Annotated in this window: 23 protein-coding genes; 18 read left to right on the forward strand and 5 right to left on the reverse strand. The window is 58.0% G+C overall.

What is annotated here, in order from left to right; genetic code table 11:
- Positions 1–4 precede the first annotated feature (4 nt).
- Genes EDC39_RS01065 through EDC39_RS01085 form a run of 5 tightly spaced genes read right to left on the reverse strand, consistent with a single transcriptional unit; the run spans position 5 to position 4400 of the window.
- Positions 5–757 carry a glycosyltransferase family 25 protein gene (locus EDC39_RS01065; protein WP_187426581.1) on the reverse strand — a complete coding sequence of 251 codons (753 nt, stop codon included), beginning with the start codon at positions 755–757 and terminating at the stop codon, positions 5–7.
- A gap of 28 nt (positions 758–785) precedes the next feature.
- A complete protein-coding gene (locus EDC39_RS01070) occupies positions 786–1607 on the reverse strand; it encodes a glycosyltransferase family 25 protein (protein ID WP_148894241.1) in 822 nt (273 codons plus the stop codon).
- Between the two features lie 54 nt (positions 1608–1661).
- A complete protein-coding gene (locus EDC39_RS01075; RefSeq protein WP_148894242.1) occupies positions 1662–2660 on the reverse strand; it encodes a glycosyltransferase family 10 domain-containing protein in 999 nt (332 codons plus the stop codon).
- 36 nt (positions 2661–2696) lie between these two features.
- Entirely contained in the window at positions 2697–3497 is an 801-nt protein-coding gene (locus tag EDC39_RS01080; RefSeq protein WP_148894243.1) for a hypothetical protein, read from the reverse strand.
- A 33-nt stretch (positions 3498–3530) separates the two neighbouring features.
- Positions 3531–4400, reverse strand: a complete 870-nt coding sequence (locus EDC39_RS01085; protein WP_187426582.1) for a glycosyltransferase family 10 domain-containing protein — start codon at positions 4398–4400, stop codon at positions 3531–3533.
- Positions 4401–4570: 170 nt separating this feature from the next.
- On the opposite strand from EDC39_RS01085, the gene EDC39_RS15425 reads away from it, so the two are divergent.
- The 18 genes from EDC39_RS15425 to EDC39_RS01185 all read left to right on the forward strand — a co-directional run bounded on the left by EDC39_RS15425 (position 4571) and on the right by EDC39_RS01185 (position 24079).
- Positions 4571–5146, forward strand: coding sequence for a glycosyltransferase family 2 protein (locus EDC39_RS15425; RefSeq protein WP_222862820.1), 576 nt, complete (start codon positions 4571–4573; stop codon positions 5144–5146).
- Between the two features lie 68 nt (positions 5147–5214).
- Positions 5215–6426 (forward strand): O-antigen ligase family protein, encoded by a 1212-nt coding sequence (locus EDC39_RS01095; RefSeq protein ID WP_148894245.1) that lies wholly within the window; start codon positions 5215–5217, stop codon positions 6424–6426.
- Positions 6423–6998 carry a D-sedoheptulose-7-phosphate isomerase gene (locus EDC39_RS01100; RefSeq protein ID WP_148894246.1) on the forward strand — a complete coding sequence of 192 codons (576 nt, stop codon included), beginning with the start codon at positions 6423–6425 and terminating at the stop codon, positions 6996–6998. The genes EDC39_RS01095 and EDC39_RS01100 overlap by 4 nt, the downstream gene beginning before the upstream one ends.
- The gene (rfaE1, locus tag EDC39_RS01105) at positions 6989–8449 is read left to right on the forward strand and encodes a D-glycero-beta-D-manno-heptose-7-phosphate kinase (protein ID WP_148894247.1); all 1461 of its coding nucleotides are present in this window, start codon (positions 6989–6991) and stop codon (positions 8447–8449) included. Before EDC39_RS01100 ends, rfaE1 begins: the two co-directional genes overlap by 10 nt.
- On the forward strand, positions 8449–9078 hold the full coding sequence (locus EDC39_RS01110; protein ID WP_148894248.1) for a D-glycero-alpha-D-manno-heptose-1,7-bisphosphate 7-phosphatase: 630 nt from the start codon (positions 8449–8451) through the stop codon (positions 9076–9078). Before rfaE1 ends, EDC39_RS01110 begins: the two co-directional genes overlap by 1 nt.
- Before the next feature lie 93 nt (positions 9079–9171).
- Positions 9172–10479: a nucleotide sugar dehydrogenase gene (locus EDC39_RS01115; RefSeq protein WP_148894249.1), complete on the forward strand. Its 1308-nt coding sequence runs from the start codon at positions 9172–9174 to the stop codon at positions 10477–10479.
- Positions 10479–11543, forward strand: coding sequence for a dTDP-glucose 4,6-dehydratase (gene rfbB, locus EDC39_RS01120; RefSeq protein ID WP_187426608.1), 1065 nt, complete (start codon positions 10479–10481; stop codon positions 11541–11543). Before EDC39_RS01115 ends, rfbB begins: the two co-directional genes overlap by 1 nt.
- A 7-nt stretch (positions 11544–11550) precedes the next feature.
- Positions 11551–12426: a dTDP-4-dehydrorhamnose reductase gene (gene rfbD / locus EDC39_RS01125; protein WP_148894251.1), complete on the forward strand. Its 876-nt coding sequence runs from the start codon at positions 11551–11553 to the stop codon at positions 12424–12426.
- Between the two features lie 4 nt (positions 12427–12430).
- The gene (gene rfbA, locus EDC39_RS01130) at positions 12431–13315 is read left to right on the forward strand and encodes a glucose-1-phosphate thymidylyltransferase RfbA (RefSeq protein ID WP_148894252.1); all 885 of its coding nucleotides are present in this window, start codon (positions 12431–12433) and stop codon (positions 13313–13315) included.
- Complete coding sequence (gene rfbC, locus EDC39_RS01135; protein WP_148894253.1) at positions 13312–13857, forward strand: dTDP-4-dehydrorhamnose 3,5-epimerase; 546 nt, start codon at positions 13312–13314, stop codon at positions 13855–13857. The genes rfbA and rfbC overlap by 4 nt, the downstream gene beginning before the upstream one ends.
- Positions 13857–14588, forward strand: coding sequence for an adenylyl-sulfate kinase (gene cysC / locus EDC39_RS01140; protein WP_148894254.1), 732 nt, complete (start codon positions 13857–13859; stop codon positions 14586–14588). The genes rfbC and cysC overlap by 1 nt, the downstream gene beginning before the upstream one ends.
- Before the next feature lie 103 nt (positions 14589–14691).
- Entirely contained in the window at positions 14692–15585 is an 894-nt protein-coding gene (cysD, locus tag EDC39_RS01145; RefSeq protein WP_148894255.1) for a sulfate adenylyltransferase subunit CysD, read from the forward strand.
- Positions 15586–15638: 53 nt separating this feature from the next.
- A complete protein-coding gene (gene cysN, locus EDC39_RS01150) occupies positions 15639–17573 on the forward strand; it encodes a sulfate adenylyltransferase subunit CysN (protein WP_148894256.1) in 1935 nt (644 codons plus the stop codon).
- Between the two features lie 24 nt (positions 17574–17597).
- Positions 17598–18377, forward strand: a complete 780-nt coding sequence (locus EDC39_RS01155) for a sulfotransferase domain-containing protein (protein WP_148894257.1) — start codon at positions 17598–17600, stop codon at positions 18375–18377.
- A gap of 34 nt (positions 18378–18411) precedes the next feature.
- On the forward strand, positions 18412–19143 hold the full coding sequence (locus EDC39_RS01160; RefSeq protein WP_246140159.1) for an ABC transporter permease: 732 nt from the start codon (positions 18412–18414) through the stop codon (positions 19141–19143).
- Between the two features lies 1 nt (position 19144).
- Positions 19145–19837 (forward strand): ABC transporter ATP-binding protein, encoded by a 693-nt coding sequence (locus tag EDC39_RS01165; RefSeq protein ID WP_148894259.1) that lies wholly within the window; start codon positions 19145–19147, stop codon positions 19835–19837.
- Between the two features lie 54 nt (positions 19838–19891).
- Positions 19892–20749 carry a hypothetical protein gene (locus EDC39_RS01170; RefSeq protein WP_148894260.1) on the forward strand — a complete coding sequence of 286 codons (858 nt, stop codon included), beginning with the start codon at positions 19892–19894 and terminating at the stop codon, positions 20747–20749.
- 21 nt (positions 20750–20770) lie between these two features.
- Entirely contained in the window at positions 20771–24079 is a 3309-nt protein-coding gene (locus EDC39_RS01185) for a glycosyltransferase (protein ID WP_187426584.1), read from the forward strand.
- Positions 24080–24101: the final 22 nt, after the last annotated feature.

The raw sequence follows: 24101 nt of genomic DNA on the forward strand, positions 1-24101 counted from the left end.
TGTGTCAGAAGGAAGGGACACGGTCTGTCATGGTCTGACGATAGTATTTCCTTCGATGAAACCGCCGTTCGAGACGGGTCCGCAGGTGAAACAGGTGAAAGGTGGTCGCCCGAAACAGGCGGATGCGTTTCGCCTTGGGAATCTGGCCGGGGAATTCTTCTTCCAGCCGGATCGGCAGCGGCACGATGCAGGCGGTCCTGAAGCCGTAGTCCCATTCCCGGTCGAGAGCCACATCAAAGGGCAGGCACATCGGCAGCATTCTGTCGACGCAGCATTGTGCAGCATGCCGGTTGACAAAATAGGCGCCGGTGTTCTTCAGCACCCTGAGATTGTAGGCCAGCCGGTACCCTCCGGAAATCTCGGCGAAGGGCAGATACTCTCCCTCGCGCGAAGAGGTCAGGCGCAGCATGTCCCAGTAGGTTTCGTGTTCGCAGGCGCTTTGCAGGATGCCGGCTATGTTTTCCGGCAGGGTGACGTCGTCCTCAAGAATCAGGGCGTGGGAACACTCCGACTGCAGAAAGGTCCGCAGGGCCTTGATGTGACTCAGATAACATCCTATTTCACGCTTGTTCGTCTCTTTGCCGGTGAGGATGTGGTAGCGCCGCTCGTCGTATCCTTCGACCGGCTCCTGTAGCCTGTCGCCGTAGATGCCGTCGATCCGCTGAAAGGGGATCTGCAACGTTTCCAGCTGGCGGCGCATATGGTCCCAGCGCTGGGTGGCGTGTTCGAGATTGATGACGTATGCATGAAAATTCACGGGAGCACTACCTCTGCGTGTCTGAACATCAGTCCTGTGGCCGGGCCTGGCGGGCCAGTTTCCTGTCCTTGGCAAGCGTACTGAACCTAACATATTGCGTGCAACAATTCAGGTAGAATTTCCACAGGCCGCGGGTCAGCGGATAGAGCAGGCGCATGGTGCCTTCGAGCCGGACCGTTTTGTCCCAGCGCAGGTTGTCGTCGAGGGTGTCGATGCAGGACGGGGCCTGGTCGTTGGGCAGAACCGGCGAGGGGGTGACCGAAAAGGTTCGAAGTCCGGTCAGCCAGACGGCTCCGTGCAGGGTATCGACGGCGAGCCAGTTTTTCTGCATCAGCTTCTCGAGACGTTCGGCGGCCCGCAGGTTGAGCATGTACCCATAGGCGCCTCCCGGGATGCCCAGTTGCCGCGACAGCATGGCGCTCGTTCCTGGAAGGGGACGGATGGTTCGGGTGGAGCGGTAGTTCTTCTGCCGGCCTAGAAAGCGGACCAGATCCCAGCAGTCCCGTTCGTGACGAAGGGCTGCCAGGACTGCCGGCAGTTCGTCGGTGAGAATGGAGTCGTCCTCGAGTACGACCGCGCACTCGATTCGATGTTCGATCATGTGACGGTACACGTTGCGGTGCCCGAGGACACAGCCGAACTCCCCGTTGGAGAGGTCGCGTCCGTAAAAGAGGCGCCGCTTGACCGGTTCGTAGGCCGGGTGGGCCAGCAGGTCGAGTTTGCGGCCGTCGACGCCAGGGATGAACTGAAAGCTGAGGCCGAGTTCAGTCAGTCTCCTGCGGATGCTCTCCTGCCGGGATGTGGCGTCTTCCAGGGTGATGATGAAGATGGGACAGCCGTTGTCTGTCATGGTCCTCGATCGGGTTGTCGGATGGTTAGGGCCCGGTGCCGTCGAAGATCGCGGTCAGTACTTTTTTCGGCGCGGCAGAAACAGGCGCCAGAACCGTCGCCAGGCCCTGCGCATCTGCCGGTAGGCCTGCATCTGTGGTCGGTGGTACATGTCGTACAGCTGCCGTTCCCGTTTCAGTCCCCACCGGCTGCGGTTGCGGCGAAAGGCCAGCGGCAGGGGCTGGTCGAAGATGTTGGCGAGAAAGGTGGCGTAGGTCTGCGCCCGCAGAGATTCCGGCTCCCGGCCGTCCCGGAACCAGGGCTGAGCCAGCATGCTTTTGTAAAGCTCCTCGTCCTGGTCGATACGCCTGACTTCCTCGACCACGGCTTCCAGGGAAGCGAACTGGTGGCAGTTGACGAATGCCCGCGGGTTGAAGATGTTCGCGATGTCCGGGTCTCCCCAGTAGATGGGGATGGCGTCGACGGCCGCCGCCTGCGCGAACTTTTCCGTCAGGTAGCCTGGGTGGGAGCAGTTTTCGAAGGCGATGGCGAACTTGTGTCGGGCCTGAAAGGCATGCTTGTCTGTCACCGGACCGCCGACGTTGTTGCGCCAGCTGCCGCCTGAGTTAACCTGCCTGTACTGTGAGAGCAGCTCGAAGATGCGGACCCGCTCCTCGGCACTGTTGCGGGTATTGGACATGACGTAGGCGCAGAAGTCGGTTTTCTGTCGCGCCACTTCGTCGGGATTCTTGCGGGGGCGGAGCAGGGCGGCATAGTCCCGGCGGTAGAGCCTGATCAGCGGCAGCCAGACGTACCGGTCGGCAAAAGAGAGCTTTTCGAAGGCCATGGCATAGTCGCTGACGGCGAAGTCGGGAGTGACGTTTTCGCCGGTGACGAAGATCCGCACGCCGGGACATTTCAGTACATCATAACCGTCGATGGAGTGAAAGACATAGTCGGCCTTATGGCCGTCGGTCCACACGAAATCATAGCGGTCGTCGACGAACGCGAGAATGTTTTCGATAAAATCCCGTTGGGAATCGACGGCGGCTATGCATTTGACGGCTCTGGTCATGATCCGGTCCGGTGCGCCCCTTCGTGGAGGCCTCCCTCAGGATTCGCGCCAGTAATCCCTGATCCAGGGAGTGGGGCGGCAGGCCTTGTAGATCCGTTTCCATCCACGGGCCGCCTTGGGCGAATCCGGAGAGGACCATCGGCCGGCCATGGCGTCCCTGATGTCGGGGTGTCCGTGAAAGGCCAGCACCTTGGTTCCTGCCGGCGGCCGTGACGGCGTGACGAAGTGGCGCAGGACGGCCCAGGGCAGGCAATGGAACTTGAACGACCTGAACCAGGCTTCCGGCCAGAAGTTCAGCTTGCCGTATTTCCGGATCACCATGGCAGACAGGTATTCCTGGGAGGCGGTGCCGTACTGGCGGATGATCGGCTCCGGGTCCGCTTCGAATGTAGTGCGGACATATCCCAGGGTGCCGACAACGAACGAATAGCAGGTGGCCTGGCCGACATGGTCGCCCTTGGTGTTCCAGTCGTTGATGATGTAGAAACCGTCCCCTTGCGGATAGGCGAACAGCTCGTCGAGATTGTCCATGATCAGGACATCGAGATCGAAGAAGAAGACCCTTTGCCCCTGCAGCCCACCGAGGTCGTCGGCACACAGCCCGGCTTCCTTGCGGTAGGCGTAGCGGTTGTGCTCGGGTGCGATGTCCATTGCCGGTTCGGGATGCCGGATGATCTCCGGGTTGAGCCCTGGCAGCGGCTCGTCGGAGAAGAGATGGAAGGCGACCGGGAACGAAGTATTTCGCCTGATCATGGCGTAGAGGATGTTGACGTCCTCTTCGCCGTAGGCGTCGCCCCACAGGATGCTGATGATGTGAACGGGAGATTTCTCGGGCATGAATAATCCGTTGGTGCTCAGGGTCTGATTGATTCAACCAAGGAATGTTCGCACTTTTTTCAGCGCATTTCCAGTTTTCCAGCACGCAAAGGAGAGAAAGTCGGCTGGATGGCGCATCCGCATTACCCGTCGGCCGTAGATGACGCCTCCCGGCTTCTGGTCCGGCGAATCGTCGGTCGTTATGATGCGCTCGAGCATGGCGGGCAGGTTGTAGTCCTCGAGGACGCGCCTTCTCGCTTCCAGTACCGCGTCGAGGCGCCGCTCGTATTCGCCTTCGCGGGAAAGAACCGCGCGGATGGTCGCCAGGGCGCCGTCGAAATCATCGATATTGATCGGAATCAGGCTGTCTTCCGGAAAGTAGTCGAAGACATTCGGGCAGCCGCAGTAGATCGGAACCGAGCAGGCGAGAAAGGCGTCGGCGAGTTTCTCGGTCCACAGGTGCGGCGCGATGTGGTTTTCGATCACCAGGTGAAATTTGAAGGGATCGAGAGCCTCGTATTTCTTTTCGACGAACCTGACTCCGTGGCCGAAGATTTCGAGTTCGGGCAGTTCCTTTTTCAGCCGCCAGGTGAAATCAAAGCGCCGGGCGTGCATGGTGTGGGCCTGCCGTTTGGATGAGCAGACGGTCGAGATCAGCTCGGTTTTGGGAACCGTCGGTGCGTTCTTGATGTCGTCGTAGCTCTTGCCGTAGAACCAGATGTTGCCGGTCTGGGAGCGGATGGCGTTGGGATGGGGCAGGGCCCATTCTTCCTGGTTGGTCAACACCCTGGCGAACTGGCCCGCAAAGGCCTTGCCGTAGCGGGTGACGGCGGAAGGCTCAGAGGTGATCAGGATGGTGTTGCTCCGGGGACAGGCCAGCTCTTCCCGGCTGCCCGGCAGGATGCGCGGGAGGTCGTCCAGCACGACCAGCCAGTCGTAGTCGCGACAGAAGGGGTCGGAAGTGAATGCACACGCCCCCCATTCAGGACGACCGCCTGGGCATTGTCGTGCCCAGGGGAAGTCGGGTTTGCTGCCGCTTCGGAAGACAAGTTTGACTCGGATTTTGTTTTTTGGCTTTGCCATGGGATGGAATTTTGCTAAACCTGAACCGGCAAAAAAAGTGTAAGGGCTTGTTTGCCGGATTATTTGAAAGTTTTGGCTCGACGTTTGTAAAAACCACCTCTTTTATCCTCGTTTCATGCCTGTTGTCAAATCCAAAAGGGCTGAAGACGGGTCTCGTAGATCGGTCTCCCGACGCAAGAGAGTTTTTCATGGATCTTCCACTGCATTCCGTCTGTATCCCCGCCTATAATCACGAACGCTACATTCTCTCCTGTCTGGAAAGCATCAGGGCTCAGACCTATCCAAGGCTGGAACTGACCGTCATCAATGACGGCTCCCGGGACCGGACAGCCGAACTGCGGAAGCTTTTCTCGAGCGTTGCCGCCATCGTTTCGAGCGGGTCGAACTGGTGCGAAGCAGAACAGGGGGGGCTCAGACGTGTAACGGGTTGCTGGAATTGGAGCAAGGGGACGAGTTTCAAACGCCTGGCAGAGGCGACTCTGAAACGAGTCGTTGACAAGCTGAACACCCGGCCGAGAAAGTGCCTCTGCTACCGGACACCCCTGGAGGTCTTCAACGAGACTGTGGGTGGTGCACTTGCAACTTGAATCTGCTTTCTTTGAAAATTGATTGTCGGTGGGCAGTAGTAAGGTAGAGGTGCTTGTGGATATTTATAATGGATTCAGGGGTGTTCTCCTTGTATAGCAACTTTGTTTCGTGTCCGGAAAAGTATGTAACTGTCTGCATCATCCTGATGTATGTCGCCATTCTTTTTTGGTGCGTACCGTGGATGATGACGTCGTCGATTCCTGTTGTTCTGTTGATTGCTCTTTTCTTGCTGGAAAAGGAGGCCCTTTTTGCTGAATTGAGGTCTTATCGGACTGAAATTGTTCTTGTTCTGCTGATTCTTTGCCTTGGTGTCGTGTTCTCCTGGCTGCCGGAGAAATCGGTCAAAGGGGGCTATGACTTTGCACGCGGTATCGTGTTTTTTTTCCCTGCTTGTATTTTGGTGCGGCGATATCCTGAGAAGGTGAAAAGCTTGTTCTGGCCATTATTGATCACGGCCATTATTTTTTTCTTGGCAGCAGCGATCTGGGTTTATACGCAAAATTTTGCAGTTCCACGTGGTTTTCTCAAAGGTCTTATTTCCTGCTTTCGGCATTACAATGCCTTTGGTACCTGTACGGCGTTGCTGGCGGGGCTGAGTCTGGTCGGGTTGCTGTTTCATGATGGAGCCCTGGCGGTTCGCCGGCTGGCGTGGGCACTGCCTGTCGCCGGGATGGCACTGACCGTCGTCAGTGGTTCCCGTGGAAGCGTTGTCGCCCTGCTGGTTGCCATTGCCGTCACTGTCGGTTGCCGCCTGAAGCGCGGGCGCCTTGCGTGGTTTCTCGGTGGCAGTACCCTGTTGGCCTTTTTTCTGTACCTGCTGCAGTCCGGAATCCTTGGACGACTTCTTCCCGGCTGGTATCGGGGCGGTGATTTTACCAGCGGACGAGTACTGATCTTCCGGTCCATACTCGATGCCGTCTGGGAGCAGGGGCGGTGGTTCGGTTTTGGCATCAACAGCTACAGGTATCTCGACGTGGCTCAGCCACTCAGGTATCGCCTCATGCTGCCGCACAATGTTTTTCTCGAAGCCTGGTTTTCGCTGGGGATTGTCGGCTGTCTGCTGGCTGCGCTGCTGGTGGCAAGGCTTCTGTTCAGACTGCATCGTCGACCTGTGCACGGTATGCTTTACTATTCAGGGCTGGCAATTGTTGTTTTCTATCTGATGCGCGGGCTGGTGGACATGAAACTTTTCAGCCAGTATTATCCGGCGGCTCTGGCCTTCGGCTTCGGGTTGATGCAGGGGGCGGGGAGTCCGTCTTCGGGAAGGTTGGAACAATGAAGGACGTGGTTCAGGGCTATCTTCGGGCCCATCTCGACCTGATTGAACAGTTGCACCGGCATCCCGGGCCGATGCTGGATCTGGCGGCCCGACTGACACGGACCCTGTCATCGGGAGGGCGGGTCTTCGCCTTCGGCAACGGTGGCTCGGCGGCCGACGCCCAACACTTCTGCGCTGAACTGGTTGGTGGTTTTCGGCTGAAGAACGCTCATCGCGCCGCCGTTTCCCTGGTGGCGGATGCAGCTGTCCTGACAGCCCTGGGCAACGACTACGGCTACGACGAAATCTTTGCCGTACAGCTCAGGGCGCTGGCCGCTCCCGGTGATCTGGCCCTGGGGCTGACGACCAGTGGCCGCTCGCCGAATGTGCTGCGCGGGCTTGAAACCGCCCGCGAACTCGGAGCACAGACGGTCTGTCTCTGTGGCAACCATACCGAATTGGTCGGACCGCTTGCCGACCTGGTCCTTTCGATTCCCGCCGACGAGACATCGCTGATCCAGGAGGCGCACGGCATCGTTCTGCATCTTTGCGCCCTGCTGGTCGAGCGTGCGGAACAGGAGCGATGCCGATGACCGCCGTCGAGCACTTTCTGGCCGGTTGTGCCGATCTCGAGGTTCTGGTGGTCGGCGACCTGATGCTCGACCACTACCTGTTCGGTCAGACCGGACGCATTTCTCCGGAAGCGCCGGTACCGGTGGTCCGTTTTCTGTCCGAAGAATTCCGCCCCGGTGGTGCCGCCAATGTCGCCCTGAACCTGCGCCGACTGGGCTGCCGGGTTCACCTGGCGGGGGTGGTGGGGGATGATGCCGATGGCCGTTCGCTGCGGCGGCTGGTGGAACGGGAAGCCGTCTGCACCGCCGGCATTGAAACCGATGAGGGGCGTCGGACGACCCGCAAGACCCGGATCATCTCCCGCAATCAGCAGGTTCTGCGCATCGATCGCGAGGATGTGGTTCCCCTGGGAGCGGAATGGGTCGATCTGCTGCTGAACCGGCTGCTGCCCATGATCGAGACCTGCCGCCTGGTTCTCTGCTCCGACTATGGCAAGGGCAGCCTGCCGCCGGCGCTTCTTTCAGTGCTTGTCGACCGTTGTCGCCAGAGACAAGTGCCGGTGCTGATCGATCCCAAGGGAGTCGACTACACGCCGTACCGGGGTGCGTCGCTGCTGACGCCGAACAGAAGCGAACTCTGCCGGGCGGCGCGGCTCGATCCGGGCGACAGTGACGATGCACGCCTGTTTGCCGCCGCCCGGCGTCTGGTCGGCGAGCTCGACCTGGATGGGATGCTCGTCACGCGCAGTGAAGAGGGGATGACCCATGTCGACCGTGAGGGCCGTCTGCTGCACAGCAGCGCCCGGGTCAGGGAAGTTCACGATGTCGCCGGCGCCGGGGACACGGTGCTGGCGGTGGTCGGCGCTGCGGTCGCTCTCGGTCTGGAGATGCCGGAAGCCATGCGGCTGGCCAACCTGGCCGCCGGCATCGTGGTTGGAAAGCCGGGGGTAGCGGCGGTGTCCCCCGATGAGCTGAAAAATGCCGATCGTCCCCGTGACAAGCGCATCGCGGCGTCCCGGCTGGAGCAGATTGGAAACGAGGCGCGTGCTCTCGGGCGCCGCATCGTCTTCACCAACGGCTGTTTCGATCTGCTGCATGTCGGTCATGTCAGGTATCTGCAGAAGGCCAGGGAGTTCGGCGACCTGCTGGTGCTCGGCCTGAATTCGGATGCTTCCATCCGGCGGCTCAAAGGGGAGCGACGACCGCTGATCGGCCAGGAGGAGCGGGCGCAGATTCTGGCTGCTCTGGACAGTGTCGATTACATCGTCGTTTTTGACGAGGACACTCCCATCGAGCTGATCCGGGCCCTGCGGCCGGACATTCTGGTCAAGGGCGGTGACTACGCACCCGAAGAGGTGGTCGGCAGGGAATTCGTCGAAAGTTATGGCGGTCGTCTCGAGCTGGTGACCTTCGAGGCCGGCAAGTCGACCACGGCCATTGTCGAGAAGATTCTCGATACCTATCGCGACTGATGACGTCCGTGCCCGTAAGAGGACGCCCCGCGGTCTTTCTCGATCGTGACGGAACCCTGATCGAAGAGCGCGATTACCTGTGTCGTCCGGAAGATGTCGTTCTTCTGCCGGGGGCGGCCGAAGCGGTTTGCCGGCTCAACCGGGCCGGCATCGCCGTTGTTGTCGTGACCAACCAGTCGGGGGTGGCGCGTGGTTATTTCGATCTGGCAGTGGTTGGACGGATTCACAGGCATCTCGACCGTCAGCTGGCCTGTTCGGGGGCCCGTATCGATGGTTATTATGTCTGTCCGCACCATCCGACGGAGGGCGATACGCCCTGGCGTTGCGACTGTGAGTGTCGCAAGCCGAAGCCGGGGCTTCTGCTGCGGGCTGCCACCGAGATGGGGATCGACCTGTCCCGTTCCTTCATGATCGGTGACAAGATATCGGATTTGCAGGCCGGCGAGAAGGCGGGGTGTCTGTCCCTGCTCGTGCGCACCGGTTACGGCGAATGGGTGCTGACCAGCCATCCGCACCGGGCGGAGCGTGCCTTTTCCAGTCTTGCCGCCGCCGTCGATTTTGTCCTGCAGGACCAGGGACTGTGGCGGGGCAACGGCACTGGCCGGCGCATTGACCCTAAAGAGGATTAATGGTATGTTTCGAATCCTGAAAAAGGGCTGGAGATGACAGGTGCTCAATCGGCTCTGAACGATCTGTTCGGGGCTTTTTGACTTTTGGGGGACTTGGTGAATCTGGAAAAGGTTGTTCAGGATACAGGTATTGCCGTTGTCGGGCTCGGCTATGTCGGTTTGCCGCTGGCCGTGGCCTTCGCCCGGCATCTGAAGGTGACCGGGTTCGACATCGACGAGCGGAAACTCGGGCAGCTGCGGCGGGGTCAGGATGTCACCGGCGAGGTGGCGCCGGAAGATCTGAAGCGGGCCGACATCGTCTTTACCTCCGATCCGGCGAAGCTGAAGTCGGCGGCCGTGGTGATCGTCACCGTGCCGACCCCTATCGATTCGAACCGCAAGCCGGATTTGGGGCCGCTTCGGTCGGCCTGCAGGACCATCGGTCCGCACCTCGCCCCGGGCGCCGTGGTTGTCTTCGAATCGACGGTCTACCCGGGGGTGACCGAGGAGGAATGCGTTCCCTGGCTCGAAGAGGCCTCCGGCGGGAAATGCGGCGTCGATTTCAAGGTGGCCTATTCGCCCGAGCGGATCAACCCCGGCGACAAGGTGCATACCGTCGAGAATATCGTCAAGGTGGTGGCGGCCCAGGATGCCGAAAGCCTGGAACTGGTGGCCGGTCTGTACGGCCTGATCGTCAGGGCGGGAATTCATCGCGCTCCCTCGATCCGGGTTGCCGAGGCGGCCAAGGTAATCGAGAATACCCAGCGTGATCTCAACATCGCCCTGATGAACGAGCTGGCGCTGATCTTCAACCGGCTCGGCATCTCCACCCGTGACGTGCTGGCGGCTGCCGGTACCAAGTGGAACTTTCTGCCGTTCACGCCAGGCCTGGTCGGCGGCCACTGCATTGGGGTCGATCCCTATTATCTGACCTACAAGGCGGAGGCGATCGGTTACCATCCCGAGGTGATCCTGGCCGGCCGGCGCATCAACGACGGCATGGGTAAGTATGTCGCCGAGATGACGGTCAAGAAGCTGATTGAGGCCGATCTTCCGGTCAAGGGGAGCCGGGTGCTGGTGCTCGGCCTGACCTTCAAGGAGAACTGTCCCGATATCCGCAACAGCAAGGTGGTCGATATCCTGAACGAACTGCGCAGTTTCGGCGTCGAAACCCTGGTGTACGATCCGGTCGCCGATCCTGAAGATGCCCGTCGCGAATATGGTGTCGAGCTTCTGTCAAGCCTGGAGAGCGTCGGGGTCGATGCTGTCGTCTGGGCCGTCGCTCACGAAGCCTTTCGGAAACTGGCCGACACCCTTCCCGCGCTTTACCGTCACTCCGGGGGGCGGGTGCTGGTGGACGTCAAGCATCAACTCTCTGTCGAGGCAGCCCGGCGGCTCGGTCTGCTGTACTGGAGTCTCTGATCGTGACGGGCAAGCGACTGCTGGTTACCGGCGGAGCCGGTTTCATCGGTTCGAATTTCGTGCGCATGGCCCTGGCCGAGGCGGATATCGCTTGCCTGGTCAATCTCGACAAGCTGACCTATGCCGGCAACCTGCGGAGCCTGGCCGACGTCGAGGATGATGCGCGATACGTTTTCGTCCGGGGAGACATCTGTGACCGGCCGCTGGTCGAAAGGCTGCTGCGCGAGCATGATATCGGCACCATTGTTCATTTTGCGGCCGAGTCGCATGTCGACCGGAGTATCGTCGGGCCGGACGCGTTCGTGCGTACCAATGTCGTGGGTACCTTCACCCTGCTGGAAGCGGCGCGGACGGTCTGGGGGGACGATGTCGCAAACAGGCGCTTTTTGCATGTCAGCACCGACGAGGTGTATGGCTCTCTGGGAGAAACGGGCTACTTCAGCGAAACGACTCCCTACGATCCCCGCTCGCCCTATTCGGCGAGCAAGGCCGGCTCGGATCATCTGGCCAGCGCCTATTTTCACACCTACGGCCTGCCGGTTCTCATCACCAACTGCTCCAACAATTACGGCCCCTACCAGTTTCCCGAAAAACTGATCCCCCTGATCATCAACAACGCCCGCCAGGGCAAGGAGCTGCCGGTCTACGGCGACGGCAGGAACGTGCGCGACTGGCTTTATGTCGACGATCACTGCCGGGCGATCCTGGCCGTGCTCCAGGGGGGGCGGCCGGGGGAAACCTACAACATCGGTGGCAACAGCGAGAAGCAGAACATCGAGGTCGTTCAGACCATCTGCGACCTGCTCGACGTGAAGCTGGGGCTGCTCGACGGTCGGCCCCGGCGCAGTCTGATCCGTTTTGTCAAGGATCGGGCCGGGCACGACCGGCGCTATGCCATCGATGCCACCAAGATCAGAAACGAACTCGGCTGGAAGCCGCAGGTGCGATTCGAAGAAGGAATCCAAAAAACCATCGACTGGTACCTCGAGCACCAGGACTGGCTGGATGCGGTGCTCGACGGCAGCTATCAGGACTATTATGCCCGGATGTACGAAAATCGCTGAGATTGCCATGGAGCCGGCCCGCGTTGCGTTGATCGGCGCCAAGGGGATGCTGGCCCGGGCGGTTCGGTCCGTGCTCCCGCAAACGGCCGTGGTGCAGGGCTATGACCTGCCGGAATTCGACCTGACCGACCGGCGTCAGGTGCTTGATCGGCTTGCCGCCTTTGCTCCGACACTGATCATCAACTGCGCCGCCTATACCGATGTCGATGGTTGTGAGACAGCGGAAGAGCTCGCGACTTGCGTCAATGGCAAGGGGCCGGGTTTTTTAGCCGAGGCGGCGATGGATACCGGTGCCGTTCTGGTGCATATCTCCACTGATTACGTTTTCGACGGCCGGGCGGAGTGCCCCTGCCGCGAGGAGGATCCGACCGCGCCTCTTTCGGCCTACGGTCGAAGCAAGCTGGCCGGCGAGACGGCCATTAGAGATTCCGGCCTCGGGGATTACCTGATCGTTCGCACCAGCTGGCTGTACGGGCCGGGTGGCAGAAACTTCGTCGAGACCATGCTGCGCCTGATGGCCGAACGCGAAGAGTTGCGGGTGGTTGCCGACCAGGTCGGTTCTCCGACCCTGACCTTCGATCTGGCGGAGGCCATTCTGAGGCTGCTGGCTGCCGGGGGACGGGGAATCGTACATTTTTCCAACAGTGGTCAGTGCAGCTGGCACCAGTTCGCCGAGGCGATACGCGACGAGGCACTGGCAGCCGGCATGTCGCTGAAGGTGCGGCGGATCGATCCGATCGCGACAGTCGATTATCCGCTGCCGGCGCGCCGGCCGGCCTGGTCGGTTCTGGACAAGAGCCGGTACACGCAACTGACCGGCGTTTTTCCGCCCGACTGGCGGCAGAGCCTGAAGCGCTACATGAAAACGAGACAGGAGGGATGAACCCATGTCCGGGGTGAAAAAGGGGATTGTCCTGGCCGGCGGCGCCGGCACCAGGCTCTACCCCCTGACCAAGGTGGCCAGCAAGCAGTTGATGCCGGTCTACGACAAACCGATGATCTATTATCCCCTGTCGACCCTGATGCGGGCTGGCGTCCGGGATATTCTGCTGATCTCCACGCCGCAGGATATCCACCGTTTCGAGAACCTGCTCGGGGATGGTCGCCAGTGGGGGATTTCCATCACCTATGCCGTGCAGCCGGAGCCGAAGGGAATCGCCCAGGCGTTCCAGATTGGTGCCGACTTCATCGCCGGCGACAATGTCAGCCTCATTCTCGGGGACAACATTTTTTATGGACGGATGGGACTGGAGAGGATTTTTGCCGAATTTTGCGACGGAGCGCTGATTTTCGGCTACCCGGTGGTCGATCCCGAGCGTTACGGCGTGGTCGAGTTCGATGAGGACGGCCGCGCTGTCGGCATTGAGGAGAAACCGGCGAAGCCCAAGTCGCACTATGCCGTTCCCGGGCTCTACATCTACGACGGCCGGGTGGTCGAGCTGGCGGATGCCCTGAAACCCTCGGCGCGCGGCGAGCTGGAGATCACCGACCTCAACCTGGCCTATCTCGAGCGGGGACTGCTGCGGGTCGAGAAGCTGGAACGGGGGATCGCCTGGCTCGACACCGGCACCCATCAGAGCCTGCTCGAGGCGAGCCATTTTATCGGTACCCTGGAAGTCAGGCAGGGGCTGAAGATCGCCTGCCTGGAGGAAGTCGCCCTGAACAAGGGATATATCAGCCGCGAAGAGTTCTCCCGTCTGCTCGACGATGTTCCCAGATCGAGCTATCGCGACTATCTGCTGCAGGTACTCAGGGATTTCCGTGAACGATGAAGATCATTCCGACCGAAATACCGGACGTTCTGCTGATTGAGCCGCAGGTGTTCGGCGATGCCCGGGGATTCTTTCTCGAATCCTTCAACCAGCGTCGCTGGGAAGATATGACGGGGCAGTCGGTGGTTTTTGTCCAGGACAATCACTCGCGGTCGGTCAGGGGAGTGCTGCGGGGCCTGCATTACCAGTTGCCGCCGGCGGAACAGGGCAAGCTGGTGCGCTGTGTTGTCGGCCGGATTTTCGATGTCGCGGTCGACATCCGCAAGAATTCCCCCACCTTCGGTCGCTGGGTCGGGCGGTACCTTTCCGCGGACAATTTCCGCCAGCTGTGGATGCCGCCGGGATTCGCCCACGGTTTTCTGGTTCTTTCCGAGCGGGCCGAGGTGCTGTACAAGACGACAGCCTACTACGCGCCGGAACATGATCGCGCCATCCGCTGGGACGATCCCGAACTGGCAATTGACTGGCCGCTCGATGCTGCGCCGAAACTTTCGGAAAAGGATCGGCTCGCCCCCCCGATTGCCGAGGCGGAGTTGCCCTGATGCAGCTGGAAACCCGCACCCGCTCGATCCTCAAGGCCGTTTCCTGGCGTACCCTGGCAACCCTGACCACGGCGGTGATTGTCTTCCTCTTTACCGGCAGGGTGGCGCTGGCGCTGACCGTAGGCGTCCTGGAAGTGTTCGCCAAGATGGCGCTCTATTTCTTTCACGAGCGGCTCTGGCAGAAGATCCGCTTCGGCCGGCGGGACGTTCCGTCCTTCGTCGTCTGGTTTACGGGGTTGCCCGCCTCCGGCAAGAAGGATGTGGCGGACAGGGTCTACCGGAAGCTCGAACGCACCGGCATCAAGGTGGAACGACTGGACAGCCACGATGTCCGGCATCTCTTTCCGAAGCTCGGTTTCTCCCCCGAGGAGGTCGATCGGCATGTCAAAAGGGCCGGCCATCTCTGTTCGATGCTGGAGAAGAACGGAGTCAGTGTGGTCGCGTCCTTTGTATCACCCTACCGGGAAGGCCGCCAGTTCGCCCGGTCTCTGGCGCGCAATTTCGTCGAGGTCTACATGAAGAGCACGGTCGAGGCCTGTGAACGCCGCGACCGCAAGGGACACTACGCCAAAGCCCGGCGCGGGGAGTACCGTTTTTTCCCCGGTGTGGACGTGACCTACGAAGAGCCGGAATCCGCCGAAATCGTCATCGAGATCGACCGGATGACGGCGGACGAGGCCGCAGACCGGATCTATGGGTATCTGCGGCGGAATTATCTAAATGGTGTTTAGGAAAAAGCGGCTGGAGGCTGGAGGCTGGACGTGTCACGCGTCACGGGTGTTTACGCGTCACGCGTCACTCGTCACTCGTCACTGATTAGAAAAGGAAAAGCTCATGACCCATCTGGAACAACTCGAAGCCGAAAGCATTCACATCATGCGGGAAGTCGCCGCCGAGTTCGAGAACCCGGTGATGCTCTACTCGATCGGCAAGGACTCCTCGGTGATGCTGCACCTGGCCCGCAAGGCCTTCTACCCGGGAAAGATCCCCTTTCCGCTGCTGCACGTCGACACCACCTGGAAGTTCCGCGACATGATCGCCTTTCGCGACCGGATGGCGGCCGAGCACGGTTTCGAGCTGATCGTGCACGTCAACGAGGAGGGTGTCGCCCAGGGGATCAATCCCTTCACCCACGGCAGCGCCCTGTACACCGACGTGATGAAGACCGAGGGGCTGAAGCAGGCGCTGGACAAGTACGGTTTCGACGCCGCCTTCGGCGGCGCCCGCCGGGACGAGGAGAAGTCGCGGGCCAAGGAACGCATCTTCTCCTTCCGCAGCGCCAACCACCGCTGGGATCCGAAGAACCAGCGGCCCGAGCTGTGGAACCTGTACAACACCCGGGTGCGGCCGAAAGAGAGCATCCGCGTCTTCCCCCTGTCCAACTGGACCGAGCTCGACATCTGGCAATACATCTACCTGGAGAACATTCCCATCGTGCCGCTCTACTTCGCCGCCGAGCGGCCGGTGGTCGAGCGCGACGGCATGCTGATCATGGTCGACGACGACCGGCTCGAGCTGCTTCCCGGCGAGCAGGTGCAGAAAAAGATGGTGCGCTTCCGCACCCTGGGCTGCTATCCGCTGACCGGGGCCATCGAATCGACGGCCACCACGTTGCCGGAGATCATCCGCGAGATGCTGCTGACCCGCACTTCCGAGCGGCAGGGGAGGCTGATCGACCACGACCAGGCCGGCTCCATGGAGAAGAAGAAGGCGGAAGGATACTTTTGAAAAACGGTGTCGGCGAAGCCCCCCCTTCGCCCTTCGCCGAATCTGGAGCTTGTATGAACAGCCAATCGGAACTGATTGCCGAAGACATTCACGCCTACCTGAAGGAACAGGAAGAGAAGTCCCTGCTGCGCTTCATCACCTGCGGCAGCGTCGATGACGGCAAGTCGACCCTCATCGGCCGGCTGCTGTGGGACTCGAAGCTGATCTTCGAGGACCAGCTGGCAGCGCTGCAGGCCGACAGCCGCCGCATCGGCACCCAGGGGGACGACATCGACTACGCCCTGCTGCTCGACGGTCTGCAGGCCGAGCGCGAACAGGGGATCACCATCGACGTCGCCTACCGCTTCTTCAGCACCGACCGGCGCAAGTTCATCGTCGCCGACACCCCGGGCCACGAGCAGTACACCCGCAACATGGTGACCGGGGCCAGCACGGCGCAGGTGGCGGTGATCCTGGTCGACGCCCGCAAAGGCGTGCTGACCCAGACCCGGCGGCACAGCTACCTGGTGTCGCTGGTGGGCATCCGGCACGTGGTGCTGGCGGTGAACAAGATGGACCTGGTCGACTACCGGCAGGAGCGGTTCGAACAGATCCGGCGCGACTACGAACTGTTCGCCGGCAACCTCGGTTTCGACGAGATCGTCGCCATCCCCATCTCGGCACTGAAGGGTGACAACGTGCTCAAGGCGCGCGGGAACACCGAGTGGTATGACGGACCGAGCCTGATGAACTACCTGGAAACGGTTCAGGTGGAGGACGAGACGCGGAAGAAGCCGTTCCGCTTTGCCGTGCAGTGGGTCAACCGTCCGAACCTCGATTTTCGCGGCTTTTCCGGCACCGTCGCCTCGGGGCAGATCGCCGTGGGTGACGAGGTGGTAGTGGCCGCCTCGGGGCAAACCAGCCGCGTCAGCCGCATCGTCACCATGGACGGCGACCTGGAGCAGGCCCGCGCCGGTCAGGCGGTCACCCTCTGCCTGGCCGACGAAATCGACATCAGCCGGGGGGATGTCCTGTCCCGACCCGATGAACGACCGGCCTTCGCCGACCAGTTCGAGGCGCATCTGGTCTGGCTGCACGAGGATGCCATGCTGCCCGGCCGGACCTATCTGCTGAAGGCGGGATGCAAGACGGTGCCGGTCCAGATCGGCCAGCTCAAGTACCGGGTGGACGTGAACAGCATGGAACACCTGCCTGCCAGGTCCCTGCAGTTGAATGAGATCGGTGTTGCCAATCTGGCCACCGGGCAGCCCATCGCCTTTGATCCCTACCGGGAAAACCGTGCCACCGGCAGCTTCATCCTCATCGACCGGCTGACCAACGCCACCGTCGGCGCCGGCATGATCGATTTTCCGTTGCGCCGGGCGACCAACATCCACTGGCAGTCGGTCGATATCGACAAGATGGCGCGGGCGGTGATCAAGGGGCAGAAGCCCTGTGTCCTCTGGTTCACGGGGTTGTCAGGCGCCGGCAAGTCGACTCTGGCCAATCTCGTGGAGAAGAAGCTGCATTCCCTCGGATATCATACCTACCTGCTCGATGGTGACAACGTCCGGCACGGCCTGAACAGGGATCTGGGTTTTACCGACGCCGATCGGGTCGAGAATATTCGCCGGGTCGCGGAAGCCGCCAAGCTCTTTGTCGATGCCGGTCTCATCGTGCTGACGGCCTTCATCTCGCCGTTTCGCAGCGAGCGCAAGATGGCCAGAGACCTGCTGGAAGAAGGCGAGTTCATCGAGATCTACGTCAGCACTCCGCTCGAGGTCTGCGAGCGGAGAGATCCCAAAGGCCTTTATCGCAAGGCACGGGCCGGTGAACTGCCCAACTTTACCGGCATTGACTCCGAATACGAACCTCCGGAAGATCCCGAAATCGTCGTTGACGGGAGCCACGACAACCCGGAGGAGCTGGCGGAGCTGATCGTCGAAAAAGTTCTCGGCAAGAAAACAGATGATTTCAGAGATGGAACTCTTTGGCAGGAAGGGTTGTGAGTGTCAATCCGGTTGCGACGAAGAATGAACGCTGCCAGGGAAAGAGAAGGATTCAAGGTCAATTTTCTGCTCGCCGGAGTACAGAAGGGGGGGACCACGGCTTTGTCGACCTTTCTCGGACAACATCCGGACATCTGTATGGCTCCCTGCAAGGAGGTCCACTTTTTTGATCGTCCCGACTATGAACACCTTGCGGGTCAGGGAGAGCTTGACCGGACATATCGAAAGGCTTTCCCCAATTATGAGGGCCAGGTTGTTGTTGGTGAAGCTACGCCGATCTATATCTATTGGCCATGGGCTCCGGAAAGGATTTTCAGATACAATCCGAATATGAAGATACTGATTATTCTGCGCTCGCCCATGGAGCGAGCCATATCTCACTATCATATGGAGAGGTTCAGGGGAAACGAGAAGAAAAATATTTGTATGGCTTTTTTAATGGAGCCATTTGTTTTGCACAGATATCGCAAGGATCAGTCAAGCAATTCTCCTCTCAGAGTTTGCAGCTATCTCAGTCGAGGATTTTATGCACGACAGATTCGTCGACTACTCGAATATTTCCCTGAAAAAAATGTCAGGTTGGTGTGGAATAAGGACTTGAAAGAAAATCATGCAGCAACTCTTGACAAGATATTTGATTTTCTTGAGGTGCCAAAGAACGGAGCAGGTATTGAAAGGAAAAATATTTTCCAAGGTAAGTATTCAACGGGATTTATTGAAAATATAATTATCTTTATTGGCAGGTTTTTGTATTTTTATGATTGTTTTATTTTAAGAAAAAAATATGGGCATCTTGTTTTGTGAGTGATATATGAAGTTTGGAAGGTTTTTGACAGTAGTGTTTTTTTATGTCTATGCCCTTGAAAAAAAGGAGTGCAAAGATGGGTTTCTTGGCATTCTTTGGTGGGTTATAGACCCTTTGATTTATATGGTGGCTTTTTACGCTATCTTTGCGCTTGGTCTGCGAGGAAAGGGGACGGAGTTTGCTCCTTTTCTTTTGTGTGGTCTTGTTCCATGGAAATGGTTTGCAAGCTCGATAAACAGGGCTACTGTATCAATAAAGAAAAATTCTCAGCTGATAAAACAGGTTTACTTGCCAAAATATGTATTTCCAAGTGTTGAAATTGTTAGGGGTGGTTTTAAGTTTTTGATTTCTTTTTTTGTTCTTGTTTTGTTCCTGTTTTTTTATAAAGGTTGTTTGATTGACTTATTTTATATTGTGCCAGTATTTATTGCCCAGATGTTTTTTATTTTTTCTCTTGGAATGTTGCTTTCTTCATTTTATCCTTTTTTGCCGGATATTAAGCTTGTAGTGGAAAACATGATCATGTTTCTGTTTTTTGTTTCTGGAATTTTTTTTGACATAGACAAGTTCAGCCCCGAAGTCAGGCAGATTTTCATGCTCAATCCTATGGCAATATTGATCAAGGCTTTCAGAAGGGTTCTGCTCGACAACGATTTTCCGGATGTTGGGCAGCTGCTCTATGTCTTCCTGCTCTCTCTGATTCTGTTTATTGCCGCGCTCTGCATACTCAAGCGCTTTGATCGTTTCTATTCGAAGATTGTCTGATATGTCAGCTGTTTCCATAAGGGTCGAGGGTCTTGGCGTCTACTACCGGCGATGGTCGGGGTTCCTGCGGAAGGACAGGTTTTGGGCCCTTGAGGATGTGTCCTTCGAGGTGGCTCGGGGGGAAACCTTTGGCGTAATCGGCCGGAACGGGGCCGGCAAGAGCACGCTGCTGAGCGTTTTGTCGGGCATCTGTGCGCCTGACCGCGGGTCGGTTGAACTGTTCGGGGGGCGGGCGTCGCTGCTGTCCCTGCAGGTTGGGTTTGTCAAGGAACTTTCTGGACGCGACAATGCCCTGCTTGGGGCTCTTCTGATGGGGGTCGAGTTGAAAACAGCCAGAAAGCGTCTGAACGATGTGGTTCGCTTTGCAGGCCTCGAAGAGACTATCGATCAGCCGTTTGAAACCTATTCAGCCGGCATGAAAGCCAGACTGGGTTTTTCGGTGGCCTTTCATGCCCAGCCGGATATCATTCTCCTCGATGAAGTTCTCGGTGTTGGTGATGCTGCCTTCAAGAAGAAGTCCTCACAGGCCATGAAGGAGCTCATCTCCTCGCACCGAACCGTGGTGCTCGTATCCCATAACAGCGAGACGATTCTGGAACACTGTGACCGTGTTTTATGGCTGGAGCGGGGGCGTGTAAAGCAAGTGGGACGACCGGAAGATGTTGTTGCCGAATACGAACAGACAGTGAAGTGAGTATGTCTGATGAATTTGGCTTGTCTGCCGCCAAACCCATGGGGCTGTTAAACAATGACACTGGCAATATTCGATAAATTTATCCGAAGAGTCAACCGGGATCGAAGGTGTGTTATCGTACACGATCATCTCTTCAAAAATGCCGGTACGACCATCGATTGGGTTCTGAAAAAAAATTTCGGATCAACTTTCGTCGATCACCGCGATGATGTGTCGATGAAAAAGGGGGCCGAGTACCTTGGGCCCTATATCGTCAAAAACAGAAAAATCGTTGCCATCAGCTCGCATCATATTGTTCTTCCTCTTCCCTCTCTGCCTGGTGTCAATATCGAGCTGCTGAAAATGTTCAGACACCCTTTGGCGCGCGTCCTTTCTGTCTATTCTTTCGAGAAAAGACAGAAAGAGCAGACCTTGGGGGCGAAGGTTGCTCAAAGCTCCAGTTTCCGGGAGTATCTGGCATGGCGGTTGTCAAAGGACTCGCCAGGGGTCATTCGCAATTTTCATGTGCGCCGACTGCTCCCCGGCCTTATGCGCAACAAGGAGATCAGCGATCAGGAATTCAACATGGCGATCGAAACATTGGAGGGCATGAAATACTTCGGCCTTGTCGAAGAATTCGATGACAGCATGATTCTCTTTGAAACCAGATTGCGAGAATATTTTCCCGACCTGGATTTTGCCTACAAGGCCCAAAATGTTGGTCGTGGATTGCCTAAGGAGATTGATGAGGATGTGAGCCGTTTGCGCGCCATGGCCGGCGAAGAGCTGTATGCCCGCCTGGTTGAGGCAAACCGTTTCGACCTCGAACTGTACCGTTTGGCACGTGACCGGTTTTCCTGCTTTTTGAACGGGCTTTTCGAGCTTGACAAAAAGCGGGCCGATTTCCGTCGTCGCTGCCTTGCGCTGGTTTGATCGCCGATAGAAAGTTTTTTTATGGAAGATCGAGAAAAGAGTCTGCTTCTTGTTGCGGGAATGCACCGTAGCGGCACATCGGCCGTTGCTGGCGCGCTACGTTTTTACGGATTTGATCTCGGAGAGGATCTCCTGCCGGCCAAGAAGGACAATCCCAAGGGGTTTTGGGAGCATAAGGCCGTCGTTGCATTCAATGATGATTTGCTTTCTTCTCTGGATAGCCGTTGGAATGATCCGTTTATGTTGCCCGAGGATGGTTTTGATGAGGGGAGGGCGGACCAACTTGCCATGCTGCTGGAGAAGGAGTTCGGCCCGCTTGCCCGGCCATGTGTCAAGGATCCCCGGATCTGTCGTTTGCTTCCCCTGTGGCAGCAGGCGCTGGAAAGGCTTGGCTGGCAGGCCCAATATTTGGTTGTTTTCCGGCACCCCGGAAGTGTTGCGGCATCTCTTGCTCATCGTAACGGTATCCCCCCGAATGAGGGATTGGCATTGTGGCTCAGCTACACTCTTTCCTTGCTGAAATCGCTTCCTAACGAGGGTGTCGCCTTTGTCTATTATGATGATTTTCTGGACGATCCGGCCGCCATTCTGTCCGAAAGATTGGACCGGCTCTTTCCCGCCGAGTCGTTGTTGCCTGATACGGTAGGTCTGAAAAATTTCGTCGATCGTTCTCTTTGTCACCATTGGACAGAACATGCCCGAAATGGTGATGCTGACATGATCCGGCAGCTCTCGGTGGAGATATTTGACTTTCTGAAGTTTCTCGCCGCCGGTCGGACTCAGTGGAAAAGCCAAGAAATCGCTGATTTCGTGAGCAGGTTTCGTTCCCTGGAAACTGCCGGGAAGGCCTGGGGAAGGAGCGCGCTGATCGCGGATTTCGGTTCCCGGATCTCGTATCTGGAGGCCGAACTTCAGGACTCGAACAACAGGTGCCAAGAACTTCGTCGGGAGTTAAACAACCAGCTGCAGGAGCTGAATGCCAGACAGCAGGAGCTGAATGCCAAACAGCAGGAATTGAACGCCAAACAGCAGGAATTGAACGCCAAACAGCAGGAATTGAACGCCAAACAGCAGGAATTGAACGCCAAACAGCAGGAATTGAACGCCAAGCAGCGTCAACTGGATGAGATTTATTCTTCACGGTCCTGGAAAGTTGCCAGGGTTTTGAGCCGTGCTTGGCGAGCCTTGCCGAAGCCTGAACAGCTACAGGAACTCATCTTTCGTCTGGCCAAGCGGGCCTATCACCGCCTCCCGTTGAATATGCGGACAAAAAACAGGCTTCGCTCCGTTCTGCAGAGGGCTTTTCCCGTGCTCAACAGAGCCAGGGGCGGCAGCGGCAATCAGTCGGGGAATGTTGCGACCGGATTGGGGGCGCAGATCAGGGAGCTGGAAAGTGCGGTCGACGCCTTGGCTCTCGATGACCTTGATTTCCGGCCTCGGGAGGCAAATCCGCTGGTCTCTCTGATTGTGCCCGTCCACAACAACCTCGACTATACGGTTCGGTGTCTGAAGTCCATCTACAGATCCGGGAGCGATATCGATTACGAAGTCATCCTCGTTGACGATCTCTCTGGGGACAACACACCGAAGGTTGTACAGAAAATCACGGGGCTGGTCTATGTGCGAAACAGGGAAAACCTCGGTTTTCTCAGATCGTGCAACCTGGGTGCCCGAAAAGCGAAAGGTCGTTACCTTGTCTTTCTCAATAACGATACGCTGGTTTTTCCCGGCTGGCTCAGTGCCTTGCTCGAACCGTTTCAGCGGGACGACAAGGTTGGCCTTGTCGGTGCGAAGCTGATTTTTCCGGATGGCCGTCTGCAGGAAGCGGGAGGAATTGTCTGGCGGGATGGTAGTGCCTGGAATTTTGGCCGTCTTGAGGATCCTGAAGCACCTGAATACAATTACCTCAGGCAGGTTGACTATCTTTCTGCTGCCTGTATCTGTGTTCCGAAAATCCTTTTTGACCAGCTCGGGGGGTTTGATGAACGTTTCACTCCTGCTTATTACGAGGACACCGACCTGGCCTTCTCCGTTCGTAAGAAGGGGTTCAAGGTCCTGTATCAACCCCGCTGCCGGGTCGTGCACTATGAAGGAGTCAGTTGCGGAGCGGATCTCGGGCAGGGGGTCAAGCGCTACCAGCTGATCAACGCCGAGAAGTTTCGCGACAAGTGGCGGGACGTTCTGAAACACCATTCGCCCAATGGTCATTTTCCTGAAAGGGAAAAGGACCGCTACTGCAGGGCCCGGGTTCTGGTCGTCGATGCCCTTGTCCCCACCCCTGACCGGGATTCCGGTTCGCTGCGAATGTTCAATATATTGAAAATTCTGGTCGAAATGGGCTGCAAAGTTACCTTTGTTCCCGAAAACCTTCAGTATCTCGGGGGCTATGTTGAAACACTTCAGGAGATGGGGATAGAAGTTCTTTACGCCCCCTATGTGTGTCATCTGGGAAGCTACATGGAGCGAACGAGAGGGCTTTATGATGTGGTCGTTCTCAGTCGGCCTTACGTTGCCGGACTCTGGATGGACACGGCCCGGAAAAATTACCCGGACGCGACATTGATCTACGACACTGTCGACCTTCATTTCCTGCGGGAGAGGCGGCAGGCGGAAGTGGAACAGAACCACCGGCTGTTCAGGCAGGCCGAGGAGACCGAGGTTCTCGAAACTGGCCTCATGCGCAAGGCTGATACGACCTGGGTCGTCAGTCCGTACGAGCAGGACCTGTTGCGGGGCCGCTACCCGAAACTGCGTGTTGAAGTGCTGTCCAATGTTCACGAGGTTTTTGGCCGGGCGCGACCATTCGAAGACAGGCGGGATATTCTCTTTGTTGGTGGGTTCAATCACCCGCCGAATGTCGATGCCGTGAGGTTTTTTGTGTCCGAAATCTGGCCCGGTATCAGGGAGGATAATCCTGGACTGAAGTTTTATGTGGTGGGCAGTGACGTGCCGGATGAGATTCGATCGCTGGCGGATGACACCATTATCGTGACCGGATATGTAGAGGATTTAGCTCCCTATTTCAATCGCTGTCTCATGTCCGTGGCGCCTTTGCGTTACGGTGCCGGGGTCAAGGGGAAGATCAACATGAGCATGAGTTACGGCGTGCCTGTGGTGGCGACGAGTGTGGGGGTCGAGGGAATGTCGCTCGAGCACGGTGTGGATGTTCTTGTTGGTGACAGCCCGGATGAATTTGCCCGGTTGGTGACCAGGCTGTGCCGGGATAAAGAATTGTGGAACAGGCTGTCGGATAATGGAATGAGAAACTTGCAGAAGCATTTTTCGTTCGATGCGGCACGCACTGTCCTGGAAAAGATCCTGACGAACTGAGCCCTGGGCGATGCGGCAAGAA

The organism is Geothermobacter ehrlichii, assembly GCF_008124615.1.
In the GTDB taxonomy this organism is placed as follows: domain Bacteria; phylum Desulfobacterota; class Desulfuromonadia; order Desulfuromonadales; family Geothermobacteraceae; genus Geothermobacter; species Geothermobacter ehrlichii.

Excerpts from the sequence above, each read along its gene's own strand:
- EDC39_RS01070 (WP_148894241.1), bottom strand. The coding sequence starts at position 1,607 with ATGACAGACAACGGCTGTCCCATCTTCATCATCACCCTGGAAGACGCC.
- EDC39_RS01075 (WP_148894242.1), bottom strand. The coding sequence starts at position 2,660 with ATGACCAGAGCCGTCAAATGCATAGCCGCCGTCGATTCCCAACGGGAT.
- EDC39_RS01080 (WP_148894243.1), bottom strand. The coding sequence starts at position 3,497 with ATGCCCGAGAAATCTCCCGTTCACATCATCAGCATCCTGTGGGGCGAC.
- EDC39_RS01095 (WP_148894245.1), top strand. The coding sequence starts at position 5,215 with ATGGATTCAGGGGTGTTCTCCTTGTATAGCAACTTTGTTTCGTGTCCG.
- EDC39_RS01100 (WP_148894246.1), top strand. The coding sequence starts at position 6,423 with ATGAAGGACGTGGTTCAGGGCTATCTTCGGGCCCATCTCGACCTGATT.
- rfaE1 (WP_148894247.1), top strand. The coding sequence starts at position 6,989 with ATGCCGATGACCGCCGTCGAGCACTTTCTGGCCGGTTGTGCCGATCTC.
- EDC39_RS01110 (WP_148894248.1), top strand. The coding sequence starts at position 8,449 with ATGACGTCCGTGCCCGTAAGAGGACGCCCCGCGGTCTTTCTCGATCGT.
- rfbD (WP_148894251.1), top strand. The coding sequence starts at position 11,551 with ATGGAGCCGGCCCGCGTTGCGTTGATCGGCGCCAAGGGGATGCTGGCC.
- rfbA (WP_148894252.1), top strand. The coding sequence starts at position 12,431 with ATGTCCGGGGTGAAAAAGGGGATTGTCCTGGCCGGCGGCGCCGGCACC.
- rfbC (WP_148894253.1), top strand. The coding sequence starts at position 13,312 with ATGAAGATCATTCCGACCGAAATACCGGACGTTCTGCTGATTGAGCCG.
- cysC (WP_148894254.1), top strand. The coding sequence starts at position 13,857 with ATGCAGCTGGAAACCCGCACCCGCTCGATCCTCAAGGCCGTTTCCTGG.
- cysD (WP_148894255.1), top strand. The coding sequence starts at position 14,692 with ATGACCCATCTGGAACAACTCGAAGCCGAAAGCATTCACATCATGCGG.
- cysN (WP_148894256.1), top strand. The coding sequence starts at position 15,639 with ATGAACAGCCAATCGGAACTGATTGCCGAAGACATTCACGCCTACCTG.
- EDC39_RS01155 (WP_148894257.1), top strand. The coding sequence starts at position 17,598 with ATGAACGCTGCCAGGGAAAGAGAAGGATTCAAGGTCAATTTTCTGCTC.
- EDC39_RS01165 (WP_148894259.1), top strand. The coding sequence starts at position 19,145 with ATGTCAGCTGTTTCCATAAGGGTCGAGGGTCTTGGCGTCTACTACCGG.
- EDC39_RS01170 (WP_148894260.1), top strand. The coding sequence starts at position 19,892 with ATGACACTGGCAATATTCGATAAATTTATCCGAAGAGTCAACCGGGAT.
- EDC39_RS01185 (WP_187426584.1), top strand. The coding sequence starts at position 20,771 with ATGGAAGATCGAGAAAAGAGTCTGCTTCTTGTTGCGGGAATGCACCGT.